A 24,589-nucleotide genomic window follows, 5' to 3' on the forward strand; every position below is an offset into this window, starting at 1 on the left:
GAGTGCAAAGTAGACGGCGCTCGGCGTCCTGTCGGGGGAGTCGTCGCGGTGCAGGCTACGGATAACACACACCAGTGATATCCACGCCGAGGAGTACCCATGACGACTGTTCAGGAAGATACGCGCTCACACGACGCCCCGGCCGACCGCCCGACGGAACTCACCGTTCTCGGAGCGTGTGCGCAGGATTGCCCGGATTCGTGCTCGATGGTCGTGACCGTCGAGGACGGGGTGGCGACGAGCGTCAGCGGGAGCAAGACCAACCCGTACACCAACGGTGGCCTCTGCGTGAAGGTGGACAACTATCTCGACAAGGTCTACAGCCCGGACCGAGTGCTGTACCCGCTCAAGCGATCCGGGCCCAAGGGCTCGGGACGGTTCGAGCGGATCTCGTGGGACGAGGCCGTGGCCACCATTGCCGAGAAATTCACCTCCATCGCCGAGGAATTCGGCCCCGAGGCGATCATGCCGTGTAACTACCTCGGCACCCAGGGAATCACGCAGGGTCTCAACGTCGGGGATGCATTCTTCAACCGACTCGGGGCGACGGTTGCCGAGCGCACCTACTGCGATGCCGGCTCGTGCACGGCCTACGCGATGACGGTGGGCGACACGGCAGGCGTCGACCCCGAAAGTTTCGTCCACTCCAAGTTCATTCTGATCTGGGCGGCGAACACCATGAGCACCAACCTGCACCTGTGGCCGTACATAGCCGAGGCGAAGAAACGCGGGGCCAAGGTGGTGGTGATCGATCCGATCAAGACCAGAACCGCCAAGGCCGCGAGCTGGTACATCCCCATTCGTCCGGGCACCGACGGCGCTCTCGCCCTGGCGATGATGCATGTGATCATCGACGAGGGATTGACCGACGCGGACTACATCGAACGCTTCACCATCGGTTTCGACGAACTGGCCGAGCGGGTGCAGCAGTACACCCCGCAATGGGCTTCCGAGGAGACGGGCATTCCCGTCGAAGACATCTACACGCTGGCAAGGGAATACGCACAGAGTCAGCCCTCCGTCATTCGGATCGGCGTCGCCATCGAGCGCAGCGCAGGTGGCGGGCAGAGCGTCCGAGCCATCTCCTGTCTACCGTCGTTGGTGGGGGCCTGGCGTAAGCCCGGCGGCGGCATCCTGCAGCTGCCGCTGTGGGCGTTTCCGGTGAACTGGCCCGAGTTTCTGCAGACGGATCTGCAGACTCCGGGTACACGCGTCATCAATCTGTATCAGCTGGGTGAGGTGCTGACCGGCGGGTTGAATTTGGATACGCCCCTCAAGGGATTGATGGTGTACAACTCGAATCCGGTGGTGGTGTGTCCCGATCAGAAGCGCATGATCGACGGGCTCAGCCGGGAGGATCTGTTCACCGTCGTCAGTGATCACTTCATCACCGACACAGCGGATTACGCCGATATCATTCTGCCCGCCACGACACAGCTCGAACAGGACGACATCAACTTCTCCTGGGGACACCTGTTCGTCACGTACAACAACCGGTCGATCGAGCCCCTCGGGGAGGGCGTCCCCAATACCGAGATGTTTCGCCGATTGGCCGCCGCGATGGGCTTCACCGAACCGGTGTTCTCACGAACCGATGAGGAACTCCTCGCCCTCTCCTACGACTGGAATGCCCCGGCAATGGAGGGCATCACGATCGACTCGCTCAAGAAGCTCGGGTGGCAGCGACTCAACCTTCCCGGTCCCGACGAGTACGCACCGCACGCAGAGGGCAATTTCCGGACGCCGTCCGGCAAAACGGAGTTTCTGTCCTCGGCGGCGGCGGGCGGCAACTTCGTGCTGCCGCTCTTCCGGCAGGGATCGAACGATCACCAGCCGGGACAACCGGTGGATCCGCTCCCGCACTACATCCCGCCGCGCGAGTCGTCGAGGACCAATCCGGGACTGGCAGAGAAGTATCCACTCAATCTGCTCACGCCCAAGTCACACGCGTACCTGAATTCGAGCTTCGGGAATCTCGACATGCACCGCAAAGTGCAGAAGGAGCCGACGTTGCTGATCAACCCTGTCGACGGCGAACGGCGGGGAATCGCTTCGGGTGACGTGGTGCGGGTCTTCAACGATCGCGGCGAATTCACCGTCGTTGCCAAACTCGACAAGTCGGTCATGCAGGGTGTCACCGTCTGTGCGATGGGTGCATGGCGCAAGAACATGCTGTCGCTGTCGACTCCGGCCTCGCTCAATCCGACGGTGTTCGCGGACCTCGGGAACGCTCCGACGTTCTCCGACACCCTCGTCGAGGTCGCGGCGCTCGACGCCTGACAACTCTTTCTCCTACTACGAACAAGAGGATTTCGATATGGCCTACGTCGTGACCGAAGCGTGCATCGACCTGCTCGACAAGGCATGCACCGAGGAGTGCCCCGTCGACTGCATCTACGAGGGCGCTCGGATGATGTACATCAATCCCGACGAGTGCGTCGACTGCGGCAAGTGCATGCCCGCCTGTCCCAACGACGCCATCTTCTGGGAGCACAAGATCCCGGAGGAACAGAAGCAATTCGTCGATATCGCCGTCGAATTCTGTGAGGACGCAGATGCTTCCGGTGGCGCGGAAGATCTCGGCCCGGTTGGGCACGACCATCCCTCGATCGACGAAGTAGCGAAGAAGTGACTGCCGCAACGGTTTCCGAGAGTGATCTGATCATCGTCGGTGCCGGACCTGCCGGGCTGTACGGTGCGTACTACGCGGGTTTCCGGGGCATGACGGTCACCGTGATCGACGCTCTGCCCCATCCGGGCGGGCAATTGGCGGCCCTGTACCCCGAGAAGAAGATATTCGATGTCGCCGGTTTTCCGGCGATCAAGGCGCAACATCTGGTCGACGCATTGGTCGAACAGGCGGATCAGGCGAAGCCGACGTACCTCATGGGGCACGTGGCGACCGAACTCGAGGAATCCGAGAACTTCGTGCGGGTCACGACGGACAAGGGCGAGACCGTCGTCGGCAAGGCCGTTCTCGTGGCCGCAGGTATCGGTAAGTTCACGCCGAGGCCATTGCCGGCCGGAGCCGAGTTCCACGACCGTGGCCTGCGGTATTTCGTGCCCAAACTCGATGATCTCGCCGGCGAACGGGTGATGATCGTCGGCGGCGGAGACTCGGCAGTCGACTGGGCGTTGAGCCTGGAGCCGATCGCGAAATCGGTGGTACTGGTGCACCGGCGCAACGACTTTCGGGCCCACGCTCACAGCCTCGGTTTGCTGGAGCGGTCCGGTGTCGATGTCCTCACGCCGTTCGAGGTGGAGGAAATCATAGGCGTGGACTCCGTCGAATCGGTGACGATCGTCGACGGCACCGGAGTCGACCGTCGACAGCTCGAGGTATCGAGTGTTGTTGCCGCACTGGGGTTCAAGGCCGCACTCGGCCCCATCGCCACGTGGGGACTGGACAAGTACCAGCGCGATATCGCCGTCGGACGGACGATGCGCACCAGCCGAAGGCGAGTCTTCGCGGCGGGCGACGTCGCCGGACACGAAGACAAGGTCAAGTTGATCGCAGTCGGGTTCGCCGAGGCCGCGACAGCGGTGAATCACATCGCCCCGCTGGTCGACGGTTCGGCAGCGATCGTGCCCGGCCACTCGAGTGACTCGCTCCACTGACGAGAGACCCGTAGGAGCTCAGTTTCACCGACGAGGACCGTGAGCAGTGCCGACCTCGGGCTGCTCACGGTCGCTCGGCCACATCGGGCGAGTGACCGCTCGCGGGTCGTCGGACTGCGCGCACGCGGCCGCGCGGTACTGACGCGGGCTCATCCCGTACTGCTCGCGAAAGGCGCGGCTGAACACCGCGGAGTCCGCGAAACCCCATCGCCGACTGATCTGGCCGAGCGAGCGGTTCACCGCGACGCTGGCGATGATCTCGCGTCGGCAGCGCTCGAGCCGTTTGACCCGAATGCTGCGCGCCACCGTGGTGCCACTGGCCGCGAACAGACGGTGCAGTTGTCGGGTGGAGACGAGCATGGCCGACGCGACCGTGCTGGGCGACAGATCTGGGTCTGCGAGGTGTTCCTCGATATAGCGTTGCGCCGTACGAACCAGGGCGGTGCCGGGGGAATCCAGCGCCGGGCTGGTGGTGGTGTTCCTCGCGATGACGCTGACCAGATCTCCGACCTCGTCTGCGATGGCCTGTGCGCCTGCGGTACCCAGCGTCGACCGGGTCGACCCCAGGTCGTGCAGAAATCGGCTGAGGAGGCCGCTGAAACCGGCCGAGCCGTCGAACGCCATGGCCGTCAGGTCGCTGGATTCACGCTCGTCGAGTCGCAGCATGTGACGGGGCCAGGTGAATACTTCGAGCTCCCATTGATCGTCGTCGGGGTGACCGTCGATGATCCAGTCGAAGGGACGAGACGTGTCGTAGATGGCGAAGTCGCCGCGTGAGAGCACGCATTCGCGTCCGTCCTGCACCACGATCGCGCGGCCTCGACGGATCATCCCGATCTGAACGTATTCGATTCGGTCCTTCTCGATGAGCGAGTCGGTTCGCGCGATGCGTTGAGTCGTCGATCGGACAGTCGACACCTGCAGGTGCGCGAGAGACATCGATCGGACGGCTCCGGTGAATCGGCTGTCCGCCACGTCGGCCACGTCCAGGGCGACGAAGTGTTCGTTCAACATGTCGGACCAGTCGCCGCGGCTGGTCGTTCGAGTCGGAATGGAGAATCCGGATCGAGACAGCATGGGGACCCCTTGTCGTAGACGCTCACGGCGATGCAGGAGCTTTCTTCGAGATTAACCCGCAATGTTTCCGGTTGATTCACTGTTCGTAACTTTGCCGGAAAGTCGTGAGGCAGGGTCGTGCGCTGGTCACTGCACGTCAACTACCGGGCGCGCGCGGTCAAGTGTGAGGCACTGCCGTCCGCGATTCTGGTGTTCGACCGAGTGAAAGGACTACTCCGTGGGTGATCCCGTTCGAGCAGTGCGCAGCCATCCGATCAACCTCGATTCGGGGACGGTGGACGCTCGGGGACGGGCACTTCGGGATCTCCGTATCTCGGTCACCGACCGGTGCAACTTCCGCTGTGTCTACTGCATGCCTCGAGCCGAGTTCGGTGCCGATCACCGATTCCTCGACACCGGCAGGCTGCTGTCCTTCGACGAGATCGACAGAGTGGCGCGGGCCGCGGCGACGATCGGCATCCGAAAGATCCGTCTGACGGGTGGTGAACCGTTGCTGCGGGCCGGAATCGCCACGCTGGTCGAACGATTGAGCGCCATCGACGGCGTCGATCTTGCGATGACCACGAACGGGTCGTTGCTCGCAGCCCAGGCCGCATCGTTGTACGCGGCCGGTCTGAAACGCGTTACCGTCAGCTTGGATTCGATCGACCCGACGACGTTCGCGCGGATGAGCGACACGCGCGTACCCGTCCGGACCGTGCTCGACGGTATCGACGCGGCAGTGTGCGCCGGGATGTCACCCGTCAAGGTGAATGTGGTGGTGCGACGGGGCGTGAACGGTGATTCGATTCTCGACCTGGCCGAACGGTTCCGAGGGACCGGTATCGTCGTGCGGTTCATCGAGTACATGGATGTCGGGGCGACGAACCGGTGGGAAATGGCGCAGGTGACGGACGTCGACTCCATTGTCGACATCATCGGGGCAGCCCATCCGCTCGAGCGGATCGAGTCGATGTACGACGGCGAGGTCGCGACGCGCTATCGGTATCGCGACGGGAGCGGAGAAATCGGGGTGATCGGCTCGGTGTCGAAACCTTTCTGCGGCAGCTGTACTCGGGCCAGGCTGTCGGCGGACGGGCAGGTGTACACGTGCCTGTTCGCCTCAGCGGGAACCGATCTGCGCGCACTGCTGCGTTCGGGGGCATCGCAGGATGCTCTCGTGGCGCGGTTGTCGGCGCTCTGGAACAGCCGTGACGATCGATACTCCGAACTGCGAGCGGGATCGGGGGACACCCCGGCCGGCGAGCGGATCGAGATGTCCTACATCGGCGGATGAGGCGGACCGTAAACTCGGCTACCCGTTCGGTCGACGAACACCGTTGTGCGATAGCAGATCTCGGCTTGGCAGCCCAAGTTCGGGCGGTACCCATCGGATCTGCGGTCGGCGCAGTTCTCGCCGAGGATGTCGTTGCCGAGCGCGTTCTGCCGGCGTTCGACAATTCTGCAGTCGACGGGTTCGCTGTGCGCCGTACCGATGTGATCGGTTCCCGACGACTGCCGGCCACACTGACCGTCTCGGCGCGGAGCGTCGCCGGACGGTCGAGTACCGAGCTGAGCGTGGCACCGGGTGAATGTGTACAGATCATGACCGGTGCAATACCTCCGCGAGGGGCCGATCTGGTGGTGCCGGTCGAACAGACCAGCGGATTTGTGACGTCGTTCGGTTTCGATACGGTGACCATCTGTTCGAGTGGTTCCAAGAGCAACATCCGCCGTCGTGCTTCGGATTTCGATGCCGGTGACGTGGCCATCAGGGCCGGTGCGGTGCTGACTCCCGCTCAGGTCGGACTGCTTGCGGCACTCGGACGAACGCATGTCAGGACCGGTTCGACATTGACCGTGGCTGTGTTGTCCACCGGATCCGAAATCCGCTGTGCTGAAGAAACTCCGACGCTCGGCGAGTGTTTCGACGCCAACTCTCCGATGATCGCAGCCGATCTGCTGCGGTGTGGTGCCGATGTGCACCTCGAATCGGCGGTATCCGACGATGTGGAGGCGTGCAGAGCGGCCCTTGCCCGCTGCGCTGCGGTAGCCGACGTCATCGTCACGACCGGCGGAATCAGCGCAGGAACCGAGGAAGTCGTCCGGCTTGCGCTGGCGGATCGCGACGTCACCTTCGCCTCCGTTGCGGTCAGGCCGGGAAAACCGCAGGGCTGCGGACGATTCGATGAAATACCGATCATCTGCCTGCCCGGGAATCCGGTGAGTGCGCTGATCTCGTACGAACTGTTCGTCCGGCCGGTCGTGGCATCCGCTCTGCAGGATCCGGCGGCGGAGCGAACGGTGAGAACTGTGCGGGTCCGCGGCGACGTGACCTCGGCGTCGAGCACACCTCGGGTTCTGTTGGGATTCATCGACGGCGCGGATGCCAAGGTCACGCAGTCACATTCGATGAGAGCATTGGCAGCCGCGAACGGAATGGTCGTCGTTCCCCCATGCGACTCACTCCCACAGGCAACAGGGCAATATCCCGCGTGGACCTTCGATTCACGTACGGCATCGAGACAGGGCCGGTACGTATGACCGCCACTGCCGCTTCCCCGGCTGCCACCGACCCGCGGCACGCTGCCAAATCGACCACGTGATCCCGTTCGACCACGCCAATCCACTCGGCGGCTGGACCACCGTCAACAACTTCCAATGCCTTTGCGAATACCACCACAGCGTCAAAACCGCCGGCCACACATCCCCACCCAACCCAGACGATCCGGCATCATCGACTACCCTGACCCACCCGACGACCCGACACCCGAACCAGAACCGAGCGACGAGGAAGCCGACACAGCACCACCGTTCCAGTACGCCTGCGGATCCCATGCCTGGAGTATCGAGACTGTTCAGACGAGTTGTGGTGCCGTCGTCTTGTCGATCACGAGCCAACCGCCGTGGTAGGTGGAGGTCTCGAAGGGCCTCCCTGTCGAGAGTCCCAGCTCGGCCAGCGCCGTCTCGTCGAACGTGCGGATGTGTCCGTGGCAGACAGTGGTCTCGGTCTCGAACGGTACCGCGATGACGACGCGGCAGCGCGCCACCCGGAGTGCCTCCGCGACGATGGCAGAGCCCGTCTCGGCATCGACGTGTTCGAGCAGGTGCAGAGCTGTCACAGTATCGACACTGTTGTCGTCGAACGGGATTCGGGCTGCATCGAACACTGCCGTGTCCAGTCTCGCGCCGAGGTGCGGAGCGACAGTCGCGAGCAAATCCATGGTTCCCGCTGACTGGTCGGTCGCGGTGACCGAACAACCCTGCATTGCCAGCCGCAACGGGAAGAAGCCGAAGCACGAACCCAGATCGAGTACCGAACCGCGGACCGACGCGGCGGCACGCTCGTGCACAGGAGCGAACTCTGCTCGACCGGAGAGGAGATCATCCAACGAGTTTCGGTAGTACGTCGTCCATGCCTCGACCGGATCGGCGATAGTGGTGCGCACGATGCCGACCAGCACGTGCTCGAACTCGCGTTGAGATAGCCCGATGTGGCGCGCCTGTTCGGTGATGAGCGGCACGAGGCCTTCGCCGATCTCACCCGCAGCGAGGCAGTGGTTGACCTGCACCGTCGATCCTGCACGGATGGCGTCGAATCGGAGCCCGGGAGTGTGCCGGACGACGACGTTCTCATGAGCCCAGACCCCGTCGGGTCCGGGTGCCAATGCATCGATCTCGGTCATGTAAGTCTTCTTCTGTCGTTTCTGCTGTGACCCTCTGTTGAGGTGAGCTTTCCACAGCGAACCGCGGCAGAACTCGGATCGACCGCTGGTCGGTCCGCTCGGACGCCGCTCACCCCGCAGGCCGGACGGGCCGGTACCTACCCATCTGGACGGTTGATCGCGACGGCCGACCAGTTCCTGCGCCATGACCCGTCGGAAACCTCGACGGCCGTTAGCGTGGTGATCCTGAACACAGTCGATCGGATTGTGGCCGAACAGATTTCGTAGGAGGAATCAGATGTCGAAGAAGAGTGAGAACGCTGTGGTCGGTACGTCGGTCGTCGAGTCCGATCTGGTGGAGGAGTCGTTGGTGGAGGAAGTCTCGATCGACGGCATGTGCGGCGTGTACTGATCATGACCACTGCTGTGCAGAACACGCTCGATCTGGACGTGCGGTGGGTGTTGCATCCGCAGGTGGCGCTGCGTCCCGAGTCGTTCGGGGCGCTGCTCTACCACTTCGGGACCCGCAAGCTGTCGTTTCTGAAGAACCGCACGATCGTGGCGATCATCGAGTCCCTTCCCGACCACCGGGATATGCGGTCGGCGATCGCGGCCGTAGGGATCAGCGATTCGGCATCGGCTCCCTACGTGAGAGCGCTCGAGACGTTGGCGGACTCGAACATGATCACTCGCCCGTAGAACCTGACCCATTCGTAGAAGAGGACGGCCCCTATGACTTCCACCCTCGAAAGACCAGCTCCGGTAGGGAAATTGGTCGATCAGTTCGAGCTCGGTCTCGATGCTCCGATTTGTTTGACGTGGGAGTTGACCTACGCCTGCAATCTGTCGTGTGTGCATTGTCTGTCGTCGTCGGGTCGTCGTGACCCGCGCGAACTGAGTACCGAGCAGTGCAAGTCGATCATCGACGAGTTGCAGAAGATGCAGGTGTTCTACGTCAACATCGGTGGCGGTGAGCCGACGGTCCGCAGCGATTTCTGGGAGCTCGTCGACTATGCGACGGCGCATCAGGTGGGAGTGAAGTTCTCCACCAACGGAGTCAAGATCGACAAGAAGGTGGCCGCGCGCCTGGCGGCGTCGGATTACGTCGATGTGCAGATCTCCATCGATGGCGCGACGGCGGAGGTCAACGACGCGGTCCGTGGTCCGGGGTCGTTCGACATGGCGTGCCGGGCGTTGGAGAATCTGAAGGAGGCCGGGTTCCGGGATGCGAAGATCTCCGTCGTCGTCACCCGTCACAACGTGAGTCAGCTCGACGACTTCAAAGCTCTGGCCGACAAATACGCTGCCACACTGCGTATCACACGACTGCGGCCGTCGGGTCGCGGCGCGGATGTCTGGGACGATCTGCACCCGACGGCCGGTCAGCAGCGCGAGTTGTACAACTGGCTCGTTGCGAACGGTGAGGGTGTGTTGACGGGCGATTCGTTCTTCCACCTCTCGGCGTTCGGTGACGCTCTGCCGGGGTTGAACCTGTGCGGTGCGGGGCGGGTGGTGTGTTTGATCGATCCGATCGGTGATGTGTATGCGTGCCCGTTCGCCATTCACGAGAACTTCCTCGCCGGCAACATCGTCCGAGACGCGAAAGACGGTATGGGCGGTTTCCAATCGGTGTGGCAGACCTCGGAGTTGTTCCAGGAGTTGCGGTCTCCGCAGACCTCGGGTGCGTGCACCAAGTGTGCTCATTTCGATGCGTGTCGGGGTGGGTGTATGGCGGCGAAGTTCTTCACCGGTCTGCCGATGGACGGTCCGGATCCCGAGTGCGTGATCGGCAACGGTGAAATGGCGTTGGCAGCGGCGGGGGAGATCCCCAAGTCCAGTGTCGATCATTCGCGTACCGGTCAGCGCAAGACTCCCCGTAAGTCGGTGCCGCTGACGTTGATGATGCGTCCGCCGACGAAGATCTGCGACGAGAACCCGCTCGCAGGAATGGAATAGGAACACAAAGCTATGGCGAAGAGTGCGTGGTTCGAGACCGTTGCCGAAGCGCAGCGGCAGGCGAAGAAACGTCTACCGAAGTCCGTGTACGCCGCGCTGGTAGCAGGCTCGGAGCGCGGGATCACGGTCGACGACAACATGTCGGCGTTCGGTGAGCTCGGCTTCGCCCCGCACGTGGCGGGTTTGTCGGACAAGCGTGACTTGTCGACGACGGTGATGGGACAACCACTGTCGTTTCCGGTGATGATCTCCCCGACGGGAGTGCAGGCAGTGCATCCGGATGGTGAGGTAGCGGTGGCGAGAGCTGCTGCGGCGCGGGGTATTCCGATCGGGTTGTCCTCGTTCGCCAGCAAGTCCGTCGAGGAGGTCGCGGCAGCGAATCCGCAGACGTTCTTCCAGATGTACTGGGTGGGTTCGCGGGAGGTACTGCTGCAGCGGATGGAGCGGGCCCGCGCAGCCGGGGCGGTCGGGTTGATCATGACCCTGGATTGGTCGTTCTCGAACGGCCGCGACTGGGGCAGTCCATCGATCCCGGAGAAGATGAACCTCAAGGCCATGGCGCAGTTCGCTCCCGAGGGCATCACCCGTCCGAAGTGGTTGTGGGAGTTCGCCAAGACCGGAAAAATCCCGGATCTGACGACCCCGAACCTGACGCCGCCGACGGGTGGTCCTGCTCCGACGTTCTTCGGTGCGTACGGGGAATGGATGGGTACTCCGCTCCCGACGTGGGAGGACGTGGCGTGGCTGCGGGAGCAGTGGGGTGGGCCGTTCATGCTCAAGGGAGTCATGCGGGTCGATGATGCGAAGCGGGCTGTCGACGCCGGCTGCACGGCGATCTCGGTGTCCAACCACGGAGGCAACAATCTCGACGGCACCCCGGCACCGATCCGCGCTCTTCCCGCGATCGCCGAGGCCGTCGGCGATCAGGTCGAGATCACCCTCGACGGCGGCATCCGGCGCGGCAGCGATGTGGTGAAGGCGTTGGCGTTGGGTGCTCGGGCGGTGTTGATCGGTCGGGCGTACCTGTGGGGTCTGTCGGCCGGCGGTCAGGCCGGGGTGGAGAACGTGCTCGACATCCTGCGTGGGGGAGTCGATTCCGCGGTGTTGGGGCTCGGGCACACCTCGGTGCACGATCTGTCACCGTCGGATGTGGTGATGCCCGCCGGATTCGACCGGAAGCTGGGTGTGTGACCGACTGGTTCGAGACTGTCGCCGAAGCGCAACGGAGAGCGCGTAAACGACTTCCGGCATCGGTGTATTCGGCACTGATGGCGGGGTCCGAACGTGGTCTGACGGCGGGCGACAACACCGCTGCCTTCACCGAGCTCGGGTTCGCCCCACACGTGGCCGACCTGTCGGATTCGCGGGAGTTGTCGACGACACTGATGGGGCAACCGCTGTCATTCCCGGTGATGATCTCCCCGACGGGTGTGCAAGCCGTGCACCCCGACGGGGAGGTCGCGGTCGCGAGGGCGGCAGCTTCGCGCGGTGTTTCGATGGGGTTGTCGTTGTTCGCGAGCAAACCGATCGAGGACGTCGTGGCGGCGAATCCGCAGACGTTCTTTCAGGTGCATTGGGTGGGTTCGCGGGAGTTGTTGGCGCACATGCTCGATCGTGCGCGTGCTGCGGGGGCGGTCGGGCTGATCGTGACGATGGACTGGTCGTTCTCCGAGGGCCGCGATTGGGGGAGCCCGGTGATACCCGAACGCCTCGACGCGCGGGCGATGCTCCGGTTGGCACCCGAAGTGTTGGTGCGGCCGCGGTGGCTGGCGCGGTGGGCGAGGTCGGGGATGTTCCCGGATTTGACGGCACCCAATCTCGCCGAGCCCGGAAAACCCGCGCCGACGTTCTTCGCCGCGTATCGGGAGTGGATGTCCACCCCGCTGCCATCGTGGGAGGACATCGCGTGGCTACGCGCGCAGTGGGACGGTCCGTTCATGCTCAAGGGCATCGGGCGGGTCGATGACGCGAGCCGGGCCGTCGATGCCGGGTGCACCGCTATTTCTGTCTCTAATCATGGTGGTAACAATCTCGACGGTTCGCCGGCGTCGATTCGGATGTTGCCGGCGATTGCCCAGGCAGTGGGCGATCAGGTCGAGGTCACCCTCGACGGCGGGATCCGGCGGGGCAGCGACGTCGCGAAAGCACTCGCCCTCGGCGCGCGGGCGGTGCTGATCGGGCGGGCGTATCTGTGGGGTCTCGCCGCGAACGGTCAGGCCGGTGTGGAGAACGTGCTCGACATCCTGCGCGGTGGCCTGGATTCGGCGGTCCTCGGCCTCGGACACTCGTCGATACACACCCTCGAACCGACCGACGTCGTTGCACCGCATGACTTCACCCGAGCGAATCAGCTCCCTGGTTTGGAATATCCGACGCCGATCGGAGCCCGGGATACGGAACCGAGGAGCTGATTCGATCGCCAAGCCAGCGCAGCTGACGCTCAGGCCCTGCTGAATCCGTCGAGCATGCCGGTGTACAGCTTGGGCGGAGGAGTCGCGAACTCTCCACGCTTGCCGGTGCCGAGTCCCAGGGTGACGAGGGATTGCACGAACAAGGTTCCCGCTGCAACCCCGTCGACGACGGGTACGCCGATTTCGGACGAGATGTGTCGGCAGAGATCGGCCATACCGGCGCAGCCGAGGACCACGGCATCGCTACCGTCCGTCTCTACCGCGATGCGGCAGGCCTCGGTGACGATCTTGCGAGCGTCGGGGTCGGTTTCGAGATCGAGGACGGGCAGGTCGCACGCATGGATGCCGAGGCACTGCCGTCCGAAGCCGTAATGGTCGGCCAAATCTTGTGCCCGTCCGATCGTGCGCGCGAGCGTGGTGACGACGCTGAAACCGCGGCCGAGGAAACTCGCGGCATGCATGGCCGCTTCCGCGATCCCGATGACGGGCCCCGATGCGAGCTCGCGGGCCGCGTCGATGCCGGGGTCGCCGAAACAGGCGATGACGTAGCCGTCGACCCCGGCGGCCTCGCCGCGGGCGATCTCGGCGAGAATGCCTGGGACACTAAGGGCTTCGTCGACGTGGCTTTCGATCGACACCGGTCCCATGGATGGGCTGACCGCATCGACGACCGTGCCCGGGCCGACTACGGCCCGGGCACAGTCACCGATCGTTGCGGTCATCGAACTCGTGGTGTTCGGATTGATGACCTTGATGAGCACGTGCGAGATCCTATGCTTTCACTGGAGTGTCGAAGTTGGTGACGGCCAGCTTGGTCCGCGTTGCGAGGTAGAAGTACATCGCGAATCCGATGCCGCATCCGATGAACCAGCTGTACTTGGACGCCGTCGACATTCCGGCGATCTGCATGCCGTCGATGGCTCCGTTGAACAGCACGGTGAACATGGCCACCAGCGCGCCGACGATGGTGGAGTACACCGCAGCCGGGTTGTATCCCTTGGAGTACCAGTACAGACCCGTCGTCGACATCGAGAACAGCTCGTCGACGACGACCTTCTGCTTGCGGACGAGGTAGTAGTCGGCGATCAGAATGCCGAACAGTGGTCCGATGAATGCGCCCAGAGTTTCGAGGGTCAGGTGGATGACGTCGGGGTTGTTGTACAGGTTCCACGGGGTGATCAGCACCGAGCCGATGGCGGCGATCATTCCGCCTGCGCGCCAGCTGATGCGCTGCGGGCTGACGTTGGAGAAGTCGAACGCGGGGGAGATGAAGTTCGCGACGATGTTGATACCGATGGTGGCGATCGTGAACGTCAGTGCACCGAGAACGATGGCGAACGTGCTGTCGATTCGAGCGACGGTCTCGACCGGGTCGGTGATCAGCTCACCGAATACCGGAAGCGTCAACGATGCCGTGACGACCACCAGGATCGAGAAGACCAGGAAGTTGACCGGGAGGCCGAGGAAGTTGCCCTTCTTCACCGCGGAGTAGGACTTGCCGTAGCGGGAGAAGTCGCCGAAGTTGAGCATGGGGCCGGAGAAGTACGAGACCACGAGGGCGATGGCTCCGAGCATCACCGGAATCGAGCTCAGGCCCGTGTGCTCGACCTCGCCGAGGTTGAGATCGATTGCGCCCCAGCCTGCTTTCCAGATCAGGTAGCCACACAGCATGAACATCACGACGTAGACGGCGGGCCCGCAGAAGTCGATGAACTTGCGGATCGATTCCATGCCGCGCCAGAAGACCGCTGCCTGAACGACCCAGAGGAACAGGAAGCTGGCCCAACCGAGCAGGGAGAGACCGGCGAAGCCGTAGTCGGCGGTGACGGCGTACGGGGCCAGTGACGGGAACAGCTTGATCAACACGATGTCGAGGGCTGCCGATGCCAGGAACGTCTGGATGCCGTACCAGGCCACGGCGATCAGTCCGCGGATGATGGCGGGGATGTTGGCACCGAGGACGCCGAACACGCTGCGACAGATGACCGGGTAGGGCACCCCGGAAACCTGGCTCGGCTTGGCGACGAGGTTGCAGAAGAAGTACACGATGGTGATGCCGACGAGCAGCGCGATCAGCACCTGCCAGCTCGCCAACCCGAGTGCGAAGAGGCTGCCGGCCGTGACGTAACCACCCACCGAGTGCACGTCGGACATCCAGAAAGCGAACAGGTTGTAGGAGGTCCAGGTCTGCTTCTTCAGCGGAGCGAGGTCTTCGTTGGTCAGCCGTGGGTCGTAACTGTCCTTGATCAGGCCTCCACCGACGGGGTGGCCCGCGGCTTCCACGAGATCTCCCGTTTGGGCGGGACCGTGCGCTGTATCTGTCATCGATGCTCCTGACGGCCGGGCAATGAATGGAACGAGTGAATGGGGAAAAGCTAGCGGCGAAGTATTGCGCCCTCGTGACGTGAGCGATATATCTTCAGCCCGGCGTTTCCGTGGGTGGATCGGCAAACAATCCGTGATCGTTCGACAATGTCGAAATGACCGAATTGAGGCGCGTGTGATGGTGCTGGGCAGCGCGCAACAGTGCGTCGGAGTCGCGATCGAGGAAGGCGGCGATCATGTCGGCGTGGTCGTCGTGCAGTGACGCCCGATCGGATCCGGCGACATGCACCATCGGTTGCACGGGTTCGGTGATGTTCCAGGCGGATTCGAGCATGTGCAGGAGTCGGTGCATCCGCGAAGGCCGGGTCAGCGACAGGTGGAATTCGCGAGAGAGGCGGTGGTACTCGCGTGAGTCGTCCTCGGTCAACGAGGCCTCGAGCTGCCGGTTGATCTCGATCAGGTGCTCGCGATCGGCATCGGTGGCCTGTTCTACCGCGATCGGGAGTGCGGCAGTTTCGAGAACCTCACGCACGATGTACATTTCGCGCAGTTCAGCCGCTGTCAGCTGCGCCACTCGGTAGCCGAGATTGGGTCGATGGTCGACCAATCCCTCGCCGATCAGAGTCTTCAGAGATTCGCGTACCGGAATGCGGCTCACACCGAACAATTCCGCGACCTCGTCTATCGGAATGGGTGTATTCGGAGGAGCGTCACCGGCAAGGATGACGCGTCGGAGCTCGTCCAGAATTGTCGGCTGCGGGCCACCCGGTGCCGATATGGACAATTGCGAGAGCAATATCGACCGACGGCGGGGTGGCACGAATCGAAGATTATCGGCCGTGTGTTTCGTCCGCGTGACGGCTCGGTTCCGTCCGATAGCATCTGCACCCATGGCCACTGACACGCTCGGTACCCAGTACTGGCCGGACATCGTCGGACCGAAGCTCCTCGTGGTTCCGGTCGGTTCGCTCGAGCAACATGGGCCGCACCTACCTCTCGATACCGATACACGCATCGCCGACGCCGTCGCGCGAACGGTTCCGAACGCTCTCGTGGCACCCGCGGTGGCGTACGGCTCCAGCGGCGAGCACGAGGGTTTCGGCGGCACCGTGTCCATCGGGTCCGCCGCGCTCGAGGCGCTGTTGGTGGAGTACGGACGCTCCGCGTGTCGGTGGGCAGAGAGGGTCGTCTTCGTCAACGGCCACGGCGGCAACGGTCCCACCCTGCGCTCGGCGGTGACGCTGTTGCGCTACGAGGGGCGCGACGTCGTATGGTTCCCGTGCTCGGTGCCGGGAGCGGACGCGCATGCCGGACGCACCGAAACATCGCTGCTGCTGCATCTTTCGGCCGATGTGGTCGACATGACGAAAGCGGCACCGGGAAACACCACCGAGATCGCGGCTCTACTGCCCGAGCTGCGCGCCGGTGGCCTGGCCCCCGTCACGGCCAACGGTGTGCTCGGCGATCCCCTCGGGGCCACCGCCGAGGAGGGACGGCTCATTTTCGAGCAACTGCGGGAACGCGTGCTGGGTGCGGTGCAGAGATGGAGTCCGTCCCCGCACGGCGTCATCGTGTGAGCGATCGCGGTACAGAACCGGCGGAAAGCCTGTTCGAGGCCTCGAACAGAAACGGGGAGCAGGTATGTTCCGACCGATTTACCGGGTGGCCGACACACCGACCGTTTGTCCGCTTACGATGCCCTGATGGGTGAAGGTCGGTTGCCTGACGGCTTCGGGGTGCGAGTGGATCCACGCGTACGCACATTCTCCGAGGGACGCGTTCTGATCGGTGGTTCACCGATGCGGATGCTCACGTTGGCACCGACGGCCGCGGCAATGATCGGTGACGGTTTCATCGAGGTGACCGACTCGCAGTCCGCCCTCGTGGCGCGCAAACTGCTCGACTCGGGGGTGGGCAACCCGCGGCCCATGTCCATTCCGTCGCCGAGCGATGTCACCGTCGTGGTGCCGCTGAAGAACAACGAGGCCGGGCTCGCGCGGCTGATCACGGCGATGCACGGCATGCACGTGATCATCGTCGACGACGGATCCGACGTCCCGGTGGCGGTTCCTGCCGTGTCGTGGAGCGTGGGTAGCGTGACGGTGCTGCGGCACGAGACCTCACGCGGGCCGGCGGCCGCACGTAATACTGGACTACGTTGCGCTACAACGGATTTCGTTGCTTTTCTGGACTCGGACGTGGTGCCGCGCAAGGGCTGGCTCGAAGTAATGCTCGGGCACTTCTCGGATCCGGCGGTGGGCCTGGTGGCACCCCGAATCGTCGCGCTGGAGCCCGAGGGCAGCGCACTGGCCCGCTACGAGCACGCCCGCTCCTCGCTCGACCTCGGACGCAAGGAAGCGGCGGTGCGCGCAGGGAGCGCGGTGTCGTACGTACCCAGTGCCGCCATGTTGCTTCGCCGGTCTGCGGCGGTGGAATGCCACGGGTTCGACGAGTCGATGCACGTGGCCGAGGACGTCGATCTGTGCTGGCGTCTGCAGGAGGCGGGCTGGCGACTGCGCTACGAGCCCGTGGCCCACGTGGCGCACGAGCACCGCGTCGCTTTCGTCGAATGGTTCGCCCGCAAACTGTTCTACGGCACCGGTGCCACGCCGTTGTCCGCGCGTCATCCGGGCATGGTGCCACCGATCGCGATGTCGCCGTGGACGTTGGTGACGTGTCTGCTCGCGGCCAGCCTGACGCGTATCGGATTGCTCGGCGCTCTCGCCAGTTTCGGGGTCACGGTCGTTCGGCTGCGCAAGATGTTCGTCGGTCTCGATCAGCCCACCCGCATCGCGGCCGTTCTCGCTGCCGAGGGCTTCGTGGCCGGGTTGTGGCAACTTGCCTCGGCGCTGTGTCGACATTATTGGCCGATCACGTTGCTCGCGGTGTTGTTGTCGAGCCGTATCCGGAAGATCGCGCTCGGTATGGCTGTGGCAGAAGCGTGTTCGGATTGGTACAAGCATCGTGAACTGGGCGGGCTCGATCCGGTTCGATACATCTTCTTCAAACGCGCCGACGACATCGCGTACGGAACCGGGCTGTGGAGCGGTGCGCTGTCGGCTCGTTCCATCGAGGCGTTGAAGCCCCGCCTGGACGGCTGACCCGTGCGCCGGGAAAGCCGGGCCGACGACGAGGGAAGTCCACTCGACGCCGACGTCATCGTCGTCGGAGGTGGGTCGTGCGGCTGTGTCGTCGCCGCGCGACTGAGCGAGAATCCCGACCGCTCAGTTTTGCTGCTCGAAGCCGGGCCGGCATCTGCGGGGGTCGACGACATTCCGCGCAGCCTGGGCGACTCGACGACGCTCCCCATCGGTCCGGACAGCCGGTGGGTGAGCCGCTACACCGCCGAACTCACCCGCGACGTCACGCGCACGGTGACCCGGGGCCGAGTGCTCGGCGGATCGGGTGCCGTCAACGGTGGCTACTTCGTCCGGGCGATCCCCGCCGACTTCGATGCGTGGCCACAATCGAACTGGTCGTTCGATCAGGTGCTGCCGTTCTTTCGCCGTTCCGAGAGCGATCACGACCTCGATGCCGCCGGCGGTACTGGCATCGCGCGTCGCTGGCACGGAACGGACGGGCCGATGCCGATAACCCGACCGCCCGCGCGGGCCTGGCATCGGCTGACCGCCGCGTTCGTGGACTCGGCGACGAGCGCCGGGATCGGCTACCGCGAGGACCTGAATGCTCCCGATGCGGGGGCGGGCGGTGTCGGTGCTGTTCCCTCGAACGTTCTGGGCGGGACACGGGTGAGCGCGGCCAGGGCATACCTCCTGCCGAATGCCGACCGGACCAACCTTCGTATCCAGGGTGATACGACAGTGGTGTCGTTGAAGTTCAACGGCAGCAAGGTGATCGGAGTGGAGATCACCGTCGGCGGAGTTCGCAGAATCGTCCGAGCCGATACCGTGATCGTGTCGGCGGGGTCCGTGCACACGCCCGCGCTGCTGATGCGGTCGGGTATCGGTGACCCCGAAAATCTTGTCCCGCTGGGTATCTCGATGTTGGTCGACAGTCCGGGTGTGGGTCGCGGATTCTCCGACCACCCCGAGGTCGCCGTTCCCCTCGTTCCGAAACATTCCCCCGCACATTGCCCCGACGATCGGTTGTCGTCTCCGCTCGAGGCGGTGCTGCACGCGGGCGACGTGGAAATCCGGCCGTACACGAGGCGGTTCGACGAATTGATACCCGGTCTGGACGTGGGGCCGCACTCGTTCGGCGTCGGTCTGATGCGGTCGACCGCGCGAGGACGCATCGCGTTGCGCACGGCGGACGCGTTCACACCTCCCACGGTGAACTACCACTACCTCGAATCGGAACGGGACCGTCGGGCGATGCGAGACGGGGTCGAACTCGCCGTCGACCTGCTCCGATCCCCGGCCATGGCGTCGGTCGTGGACGTTCCCGCCATCGCAGATCCGCTCGCGCCACTCGGTACGTCGCTGCACCTGTCCGGAAGCGCTCGAATGGGGCCCGAATCTGATCCGGGGTCGGTTCTGGACGACCATTGTCGGGTGCGTGGGATCGACGGCGTGTACGTCGTCGACACCTCGGCGTTCCCGGTAGTGCCCAGTAGAGGGCCCCACGCAACGGCCGTCATGTTCGCCGAACGGGCCGCGGCGCTGATCGATCAGCACGATCGCGGCGCGTAAGGCGTAGCGTTCGTGGTCTGGGGACCGTTCAGGTTCCCCAACAGATGGGTTTCTGCCATGTCGGACAAATCGCCCCGCAACACGATGACCAAGAAATCCGGCAAATCACTCAAGGACAAGCGCGCCGACAAGCGAGCGAAGTCGAGTGGCGACACCAGCAACGACATAATCACTTCCGCCGTCAAGAAGAAGTAGCCGGTCGTCGTCGACGGGACCGGCCCCGGTCGCACCCGTCGACAGCGGCTGTATCCTTGCCTGTGAGCTGGGTTACAACGATGTGGACAGGTCACGGAGGAAGCGTCGAATGGCAAGCCGATCGGACAGTGGCGGCAACCCCTGGGTCGCAGTGCGTCCCGGTGAGGATGTCACTGTGCTGGCGCGCCAAATGTCCAGTGCCCATCAATCTTTCGTCGACGACATTCGTACTCACGGCTCGGCGGTGCGGTCCGTCGTACTCGACTCGTGGATGCGAAGTCGAACCAAGGGTGTCGACCCGGACGGCGGTAGTCAGGCACCGGCACTGAGCGGACCGGACCTCGACCGCTATCGCAACGGGCATCCGATGGCACTCATCCGCCCGGTGATCCGCAAACTGCTCGTCGAGGACGCCTCCGACACCGGTCTGCTCGTTGCGATCTCCGACGCGGAGGGCCGCCTGCTGTGGGTCGAGGGCGATTCCTCGGCCAAGGACCGTGCGCTGACGATGGATTTCGCCGAGGGCGTCGATTGGAGCGAGGAGAGCAAGGGGACCAACGCTCCGGGAACGGCACTCGCCGTCGATCACAGCGTGCAGATCTTCGCGTCCGAGCACTTCTCGCGATCGGTCCACGAATGGAGTTGCTCGGCAGCACCGGTCCATCACCCCACCAGCGGCCACATCCTGGGAGCCATCGACATCACCGGCGGGCCGCGGGTGGCCGTACCCGAGGTGCTCTCGCTGGTGCGGGCCACCGTCGCAGCCGCCGAGTCCGAGTTACGTCTGCACCTGTTGAACTCGCCGAAATCGTTGGGCGACACGGCTCCTCGTCTCGAAGTTCTCGGATCAGGCCGGCCTGGAGTGGTGCGCGGCTCGGGCCGAACACCTCTGTCCCAGCGGCACGCCGAGATCCTCCTGTTGCTCGGCGATCATCCGGAGGGGCTCAGTTCGGACCATCTCGCCGTCCTGCTCGACGAGCAGGAACTCGATTCGGTGACCATCCGCGCAGAGATGTCGCGGCTGCGTAAGTCTTTCGGTACCGCCGGCCTCGCATCCCGGCCGTACCGATTGGTCGGCGAGTTGTCCTCCGATGTCGGCGACATCCGACGAGCCCTGGACCGCGGCGACGTCGAGGCGGCTCTACGGATCTACACCGGACCGGTGTTGCCCGGCTCGTCCGCCCCCGGCATCGAGGAAATTCGCGAAGAACTGCGGTCTCGTATGCAGGCGGCGCTGGTGCGGCTGGGGAATCCGGTGTTGCTCGCCCAGTGGACCTCCTCCATCCACGGTCGATCCGACGTGATCGCGTGGGAGGCCTATCGCGCCACGTTGAGTCGCGATTCAGCGCTCTACGGCCAGGTCAGCGCACGTATCGATCTCCTCGACCGAGATCTGGGGATCTGACGCACCCGTTGCTGCGGCGCCGTCGGCACGACGGCAACGTAGTTGCAACGTTGCACCCCCTAGTGTCCTGAATCACACACCGCATCAGCAGTGCAGCACGTGTCGATCAGGAGGATTTTCAATGTCCGTCTATGCCCGTCCAGGTACCGCCGATTCCGTCATGTCTTTCCAGTCGCGCTACGACAACTGGATCGGCGGCGAGTGGGTGCCTCCGGTCAAGGGCCAGTACTTCGAGAACCCGACTCCGGTAACCGGTGAGAACTTCTGCGAGGTCGCCCGTTCCACGTCCGAGGACATCGAACTCGCCCTCGATGCTGCGCACGCCGCCGCTCCCGCCTGGGGCAAGACGTCTGCGGCCGAACGCGCCGTGATCCTCAACAAGATCGCCGACCGCATCGCCGAGAACCTCGAGTCGATCGCTCTGGCCGAGTCCTGGGACAACGGCAAGCCGATTCGCGAGACCCTCAACGCCGATATCCCGCTCGCCATCGATCACTTCCGATACTTCGCCGGCTGCATCCGCGCGCAGGAAGGATCGCTCTCCGAAATCGACAGCGACACCGTCGCTTACCACTTCCACGAGCCGCTCGGCGTCGTCGGGCAGATCATCCCGTGGAACTTCCCGATCCTCATGGCCGTGTGGAAGCTCGCGCCCGCGCTCGCTGCGGGTAACGCAGTGGTGCTCAAGCCCGCCGAGCAGACCCCCGCGTCGATCCTGCACCTGATCTCGATCATCGGCGATCTGCTGCCCGCAGGCGTGCTCAACATCGTCAACGGATTCGGCGTCGAGGCAGGCAAGCCGCTGGCATCGAGCCCGCGTATCTCCAAGATCGCGTTCACCGGCGAGACCACGACCGGACGCCTGATCATGCAGTACGCGTCGCAGAATCTGATCCCGGTGACACTGGAGCTCGGTGGCAAGAGCCCCAACGTCTTCTTCTCCGACGTGCTGCAGGCCAACGACGACTACCAGGACAAGGCACTCGAGGGCTTCACGATGTTCGCCCTCAATCAGGGTGAAGTGTGCACCTGCCCGTCGCGCTCGCTGATTCAGGCGGACATCTTCGACGAGTTCCTGGCCCTCGCCGCGATCCGCACCAAGGCTGTGCGACAGGGAGATCCGCTCGACACCGAGACGATGATCGGTGCGCAGGCCTCGAACGATCAGCTCCAGAAGATCCTCTCGTACATCGAGATCGGCAAGGGTGAGGGCGCACAGGTCGTCACCGGCGGCGAGCGCGCACAGCTCGGCGGCGACCTCAACGGCGGCTACTACATGCAGCCCACCATCTTCACCGGCAAGAACAACATGCGCATCTTCCAGGAAGAGATCTTCGGGCCGGTCGTCTCGGTCACGTCGTTCACCGACTACGACAACGCCATCGAGATCGCCAACGACACCTTGTACGGGCTCGGCGCAGGCGTCTGGTCGCGGGACGGCGGTATCGCCTACCGCGCCGGCCGCGATATTCAGGCCGGTCGCGTGTGGACCAACACGTACCACCAGTACCCCGCGCACGCCGCGTTCGGTGGCTACAAGCAGTCGGGTATCGGCCGCGAGAACCACAAGATGATGCTCGATCACTACCAGCAGACCAAGAACCTGCTCGTGAGCTACGCCCAGAAGGCGCAGGGCTTCTTCTGATGGAGAACGCTCGGCCGCCCGCGCGGCTGAAGACAACCGCCGAGGCGATGGATCTTCTCCGTCGCCTCGGCGGTATCCACGGCGAACTGATGATGCATCAGTCCGGCGGATGCTGTGACGGCTCGTCGCCGATGTGTTATCCCGCAGGCGAATTCATCGTCGGCGATCGCGACGTTCTGCTCGGGTACATCGACCTCAGGCTCGGAGTGGGCGAGATCGCCCAGGACCTCCCCGAGGGTGTCGACGGCGTACCGGTGTGGATCTCGGGTTCGCAGTTCCAAGCGTGGAAACACACCCAACTCGTACTCGACGTGGTGCCGGGCCGCGGCGGCGGATTCTCGCTCGAATCGCCCGAAGGCGTGCGGTTCCTGAGCCGTGGGCGCGCGTACACCCCGGAGGAGAACGAACTTCTCGCCGCGCATCCACCTCTCGTCGGAGTCGACTGGGAAGAGGGCCGACGACCGCCGGTACCCGACGACCCACTCGTGGTCGCCGAGGCCGTCGACGCCTGTCCTGTGCCGGGAATGCTCCAGGGCTGAGTGCCTACGGCAGTGGTGCGGCTCCGCTTCCGGGTCGTTCCGCGGGCTCCACTCCCGTGTGCCCCAGGCGGCACATAGCCGCACCACTGCGCGCAGCGCATACAGTGCGAACGATGAAGAGCTCATCGAAGTCCGACGCGGCCGACGGCGGCGACAGCCTGCGCACCGTGGTGATCGCGTTCGTTGCCAACCTCGGTGTAGCCATTGCCAAGACGTTCGCGGCGGTGTTCACCGGGTCTGCGTCGATGGTCGCCGAGGCCGCTCACTCCTGGGCCGATACCGGTAACGAGATCTTCCTGCTCGTCGCCAATCGCCGCGGGGCGCGCGGGCCCGACGATCGGCGGCCGCTCGGGTACGGCCGGGAGACGTACTTCTGGTCGACGCTCGCGGCCATCGGTTTGTTCGTCGCCGGTGCGGCGGTATCGGTATGGCATGGCATCACCTCGTTGCTTGCGGGCGAGTCGAGCAGTGAGAACTACCTCGTCGCCTACGTCGTGCTCGCCATCGCCTTTCTGCTCGAGGGCGTGTCCTTCCTGCAGTCGGTACGGCAAATTCGCGGCGAGGCAGCGCAATACGACAAGGACTTTCTCGATTACGCGTTGGAGACCTCGGATCCGACGCTGCGAGCAGTGTTCGCCGAGGACAGCGCGGCTCTGATCGGCATCGTGATCGCCGGTGCGGGAATCGGTTTGCACCAGCTCACCGGTTCGGCGGCGTTCGACGCCATCGGCTCGATTCTGGTGGGCGTTCTACTCGGGATCGTGGCGTTCGTGCTGATCGATCGAAACCGCCGATTCCTCACCGGCGAACCAGGATCGAGAGCATTATGGAACGCGGTAGTGCAGCGAATCGAGCTACTCCCCGAGGTGGCGTCGGTCCGGTTCGTTCGCATCGAGTTCGTCGGTCCCAAACAGATCTACGTGGTGGCGAGTGTCGATCTCGTCGGTGACTTCGCAGAGTCACGCATCGCGCACACGCTCCGGCGGCTGGAGCGTGAGCTGGAAACCAACAGAGCTGTGGTGGACGCAGTACTGACAGTCGCAGAACCGGACGAGGGAGATATCGGTGACGTGAATGCGGTTGCACAGCAGCCGTAATTCGCCCGTCATTCACCGATGACAC

The 24,589-nt window shown here is 64.1% G+C and carries 23 protein-coding genes; 18 read left to right on the plus strand and 5 right to left on the minus strand.

Translation table 11 applies throughout. The features are described from left to right. The first annotated feature begins 99 nt into the window (after window positions 1–99). Genes CH266_RS17210 through CH266_RS17220 form a run of 3 tightly spaced genes read left to right on the plus strand, consistent with a single transcriptional unit; the run spans window position 100 to window position 3,618 of the window. Window positions 100–2,280, plus strand: a complete 2,181-nt coding sequence (locus CH266_RS17210; protein ID WP_094715814.1) for a molybdopterin-containing oxidoreductase family protein — start codon at window positions 100–102, stop codon at window positions 2,278–2,280. 37 nt (window positions 2,281–2,317) lie between these two features. Next, window positions 2,318–2,632: a ferredoxin gene (fdxA, locus tag CH266_RS17215; RefSeq protein ID WP_027496268.1), complete on the plus strand. Its 315-nt coding sequence runs from the start codon at window positions 2,318–2,320 to the stop codon at window positions 2,630–2,632. Then, on the plus strand, window positions 2,629–3,618 hold the full coding sequence (locus CH266_RS17220; RefSeq protein WP_094715815.1) for an NAD(P)/FAD-dependent oxidoreductase: 990 nt from the start codon (window positions 2,629–2,631) through the stop codon (window positions 3,616–3,618). The genes fdxA and CH266_RS17220 overlap by 4 nt, the downstream gene beginning before the upstream one ends. Window positions 3,619–3,642: 24 nt before the next feature. On the opposite strand, the gene CH266_RS17225 is transcribed toward CH266_RS17220, so the two are convergent. Continuing rightward, on the minus strand, window positions 3,643–4,695 hold the full coding sequence (locus CH266_RS17225) for a helix-turn-helix domain-containing protein (protein WP_094715816.1): 1,053 nt from the start codon (window positions 4,693–4,695) through the stop codon (window positions 3,643–3,645). A gap of 217 nt (window positions 4,696–4,912) precedes the next feature. Here CH266_RS17225 and moaA point away from each other — a divergent pair, with 217 nt between their 5' ends. Further along, window positions 4,913–5,971: a GTP 3',8-cyclase MoaA gene (gene moaA, locus CH266_RS17230; RefSeq protein WP_094715817.1), complete on the plus strand. Its 1,059-nt coding sequence runs from the start codon at window positions 4,913–4,915 to the stop codon at window positions 5,969–5,971. Next, window positions 5,968–7,218, plus strand: a complete 1,251-nt coding sequence (locus CH266_RS17235) for a molybdopterin molybdotransferase MoeA (protein WP_094715818.1) — start codon at window positions 5,968–5,970, stop codon at window positions 7,216–7,218. Before moaA ends, CH266_RS17235 begins: the two co-directional genes overlap by 4 nt. Before the next feature lie 314 nt (window positions 7,219–7,532). On the opposite strand, the gene mftM is transcribed toward CH266_RS17235, so the two are convergent. Continuing rightward, complete coding sequence (gene mftM / locus CH266_RS17240) at window positions 7,533–8,360, minus strand: mycofactocin oligosaccharide methyltransferase MftM (RefSeq protein ID WP_094715819.1); 828 nt, start codon at window positions 8,358–8,360, stop codon at window positions 7,533–7,535. Window positions 8,361–8,637: 277 nt separating this feature from the next. On the opposite strand from mftM, the gene mftA reads away from it, so the two are divergent. Genes mftA through mftD (CH266_RS17270) form a run of 5 tightly spaced genes read left to right on the plus strand, consistent with a single transcriptional unit; the run spans window position 8,638 to window position 12,706 of the window. Beyond that, on the plus strand, window positions 8,638–8,751 hold the full coding sequence (gene mftA, locus CH266_RS17250) for a mycofactocin precursor MftA (protein ID WP_069973092.1): 114 nt from the start codon (window positions 8,638–8,640) through the stop codon (window positions 8,749–8,751). A gap of 2 nt (window positions 8,752–8,753) precedes the next feature. After that, window positions 8,754–9,038, plus strand: coding sequence for a mycofactocin biosynthesis chaperone MftB (gene mftB / locus CH266_RS17255; RefSeq protein WP_094715820.1), 285 nt, complete (start codon window positions 8,754–8,756; stop codon window positions 9,036–9,038). 33 nt (window positions 9,039–9,071) lie between these two features. Further along, complete coding sequence (mftC, locus tag CH266_RS17260; RefSeq protein WP_027496274.1) at window positions 9,072–10,295, plus strand: mycofactocin radical SAM maturase; 1,224 nt, start codon at window positions 9,072–9,074, stop codon at window positions 10,293–10,295. A gap of 12 nt (window positions 10,296–10,307) precedes the next feature. Then, complete coding sequence (mftD, locus tag CH266_RS17265; protein ID WP_094715821.1) at window positions 10,308–11,486, plus strand: pre-mycofactocin synthase MftD; 1,179 nt, start codon at window positions 10,308–10,310, stop codon at window positions 11,484–11,486. Continuing rightward, window positions 11,483–12,706 carry a pre-mycofactocin synthase MftD gene (gene mftD / locus CH266_RS17270; protein ID WP_094715822.1) on the plus strand — a complete coding sequence of 408 codons (1,224 nt, stop codon included), beginning with the start codon at window positions 11,483–11,485 and terminating at the stop codon, window positions 12,704–12,706. Before mftD (CH266_RS17265) ends, mftD (CH266_RS17270) begins: the two co-directional genes overlap by 4 nt. A 29-nt stretch (window positions 12,707–12,735) precedes the next feature. Here the strand turns inward: mftD (CH266_RS17270) and CH266_RS17275 are convergent, their stop codons facing one another. The 3 genes from CH266_RS17275 to CH266_RS17285 form a co-directional block, all read right to left on the minus strand. Beyond that, window positions 12,736–13,467, minus strand: a complete 732-nt coding sequence (locus CH266_RS17275) for an aspartate/glutamate racemase family protein (protein WP_032408036.1) — start codon at window positions 13,465–13,467, stop codon at window positions 12,736–12,738. Between the two features lie 10 nt (window positions 13,468–13,477). Further along, window positions 13,478–15,031 carry an NCS1 family nucleobase:cation symporter-1 gene (locus CH266_RS17280; protein ID WP_032386979.1) on the minus strand — a complete coding sequence of 518 codons (1,554 nt, stop codon included), beginning with the start codon at window positions 15,029–15,031 and terminating at the stop codon, window positions 13,478–13,480. Window positions 15,032–15,125: 94 nt separating this feature from the next. Continuing rightward, the gene (locus CH266_RS17285) at window positions 15,126–15,851 is read right to left on the minus strand and encodes a GntR family transcriptional regulator (RefSeq protein WP_048319920.1); all 726 of its coding nucleotides are present in this window, start codon (window positions 15,849–15,851) and stop codon (window positions 15,126–15,128) included. 70 nt (window positions 15,852–15,921) lie between these two features. Between CH266_RS17285 and mftE the strand changes: the two genes are divergently transcribed. The 8 genes from mftE (at window position 15,922) to CH266_RS17325 (ending at window position 24,564) form a co-directional block, all read left to right on the plus strand. Beyond that, complete coding sequence (gene mftE / locus CH266_RS17290; RefSeq protein ID WP_048319836.1) at window positions 15,922–16,608, plus strand: mycofactocin biosynthesis peptidyl-dipeptidase MftE; 687 nt, start codon at window positions 15,922–15,924, stop codon at window positions 16,606–16,608. 126 nt (window positions 16,609–16,734) lie between these two features. Beyond that, on the plus strand, window positions 16,735–18,132 hold the full coding sequence (gene mftF, locus CH266_RS17295) for a mycofactocin biosynthesis glycosyltransferase MftF (protein ID WP_027496281.1): 1,398 nt from the start codon (window positions 16,735–16,737) through the stop codon (window positions 18,130–18,132). A gap of 3 nt (window positions 18,133–18,135) precedes the next feature. Continuing rightward, the gene (gene mftG, locus CH266_RS17300) at window positions 18,136–19,683 is read left to right on the plus strand and encodes a mycofactocin dehydrogenase MftG (protein ID WP_094715823.1); all 1,548 of its coding nucleotides are present in this window, start codon (window positions 18,136–18,138) and stop codon (window positions 19,681–19,683) included. A gap of 57 nt (window positions 19,684–19,740) precedes the next feature. Next, window positions 19,741–19,878: a hypothetical protein gene (locus CH266_RS25455; protein ID WP_167326762.1), complete on the plus strand. Its 138-nt coding sequence runs from the start codon at window positions 19,741–19,743 to the stop codon at window positions 19,876–19,878. 109 nt (window positions 19,879–19,987) lie between these two features. After that, complete coding sequence (locus CH266_RS17310) at window positions 19,988–21,283, plus strand: transcriptional regulator (RefSeq protein WP_032383544.1); 1,296 nt, start codon at window positions 19,988–19,990, stop codon at window positions 21,281–21,283. A 121-nt stretch (window positions 21,284–21,404) separates the two neighbouring features. Further along, complete coding sequence (exaC, locus tag CH266_RS17315; protein WP_032386983.1) at window positions 21,405–22,928, plus strand: acetaldehyde dehydrogenase ExaC; 1,524 nt, start codon at window positions 21,405–21,407, stop codon at window positions 22,926–22,928. Further along, entirely contained in the window at window positions 22,928–23,467 is a 540-nt protein-coding gene (locus CH266_RS17320) for a DUF779 domain-containing protein (RefSeq protein ID WP_027496285.1), read from the plus strand. Before exaC ends, CH266_RS17320 begins: the two co-directional genes overlap by 1 nt. A gap of 113 nt (window positions 23,468–23,580) precedes the next feature. After that, the gene (locus CH266_RS17325) at window positions 23,581–24,564 is read left to right on the plus strand and encodes a cation diffusion facilitator family transporter (protein ID WP_094715824.1); all 984 of its coding nucleotides are present in this window, start codon (window positions 23,581–23,583) and stop codon (window positions 24,562–24,564) included. The last annotated feature ends 25 nt before the right edge of the window (window positions 24,565–24,589 follow it).

The sequence above is a fragment of the Rhodococcus sp. 06-1474-1B genome, from assembly GCF_002258885.1.
GTDB lineage: Bacteria > Actinomycetota > Actinomycetes > Mycobacteriales > Mycobacteriaceae > Rhodococcoides > Rhodococcoides fascians.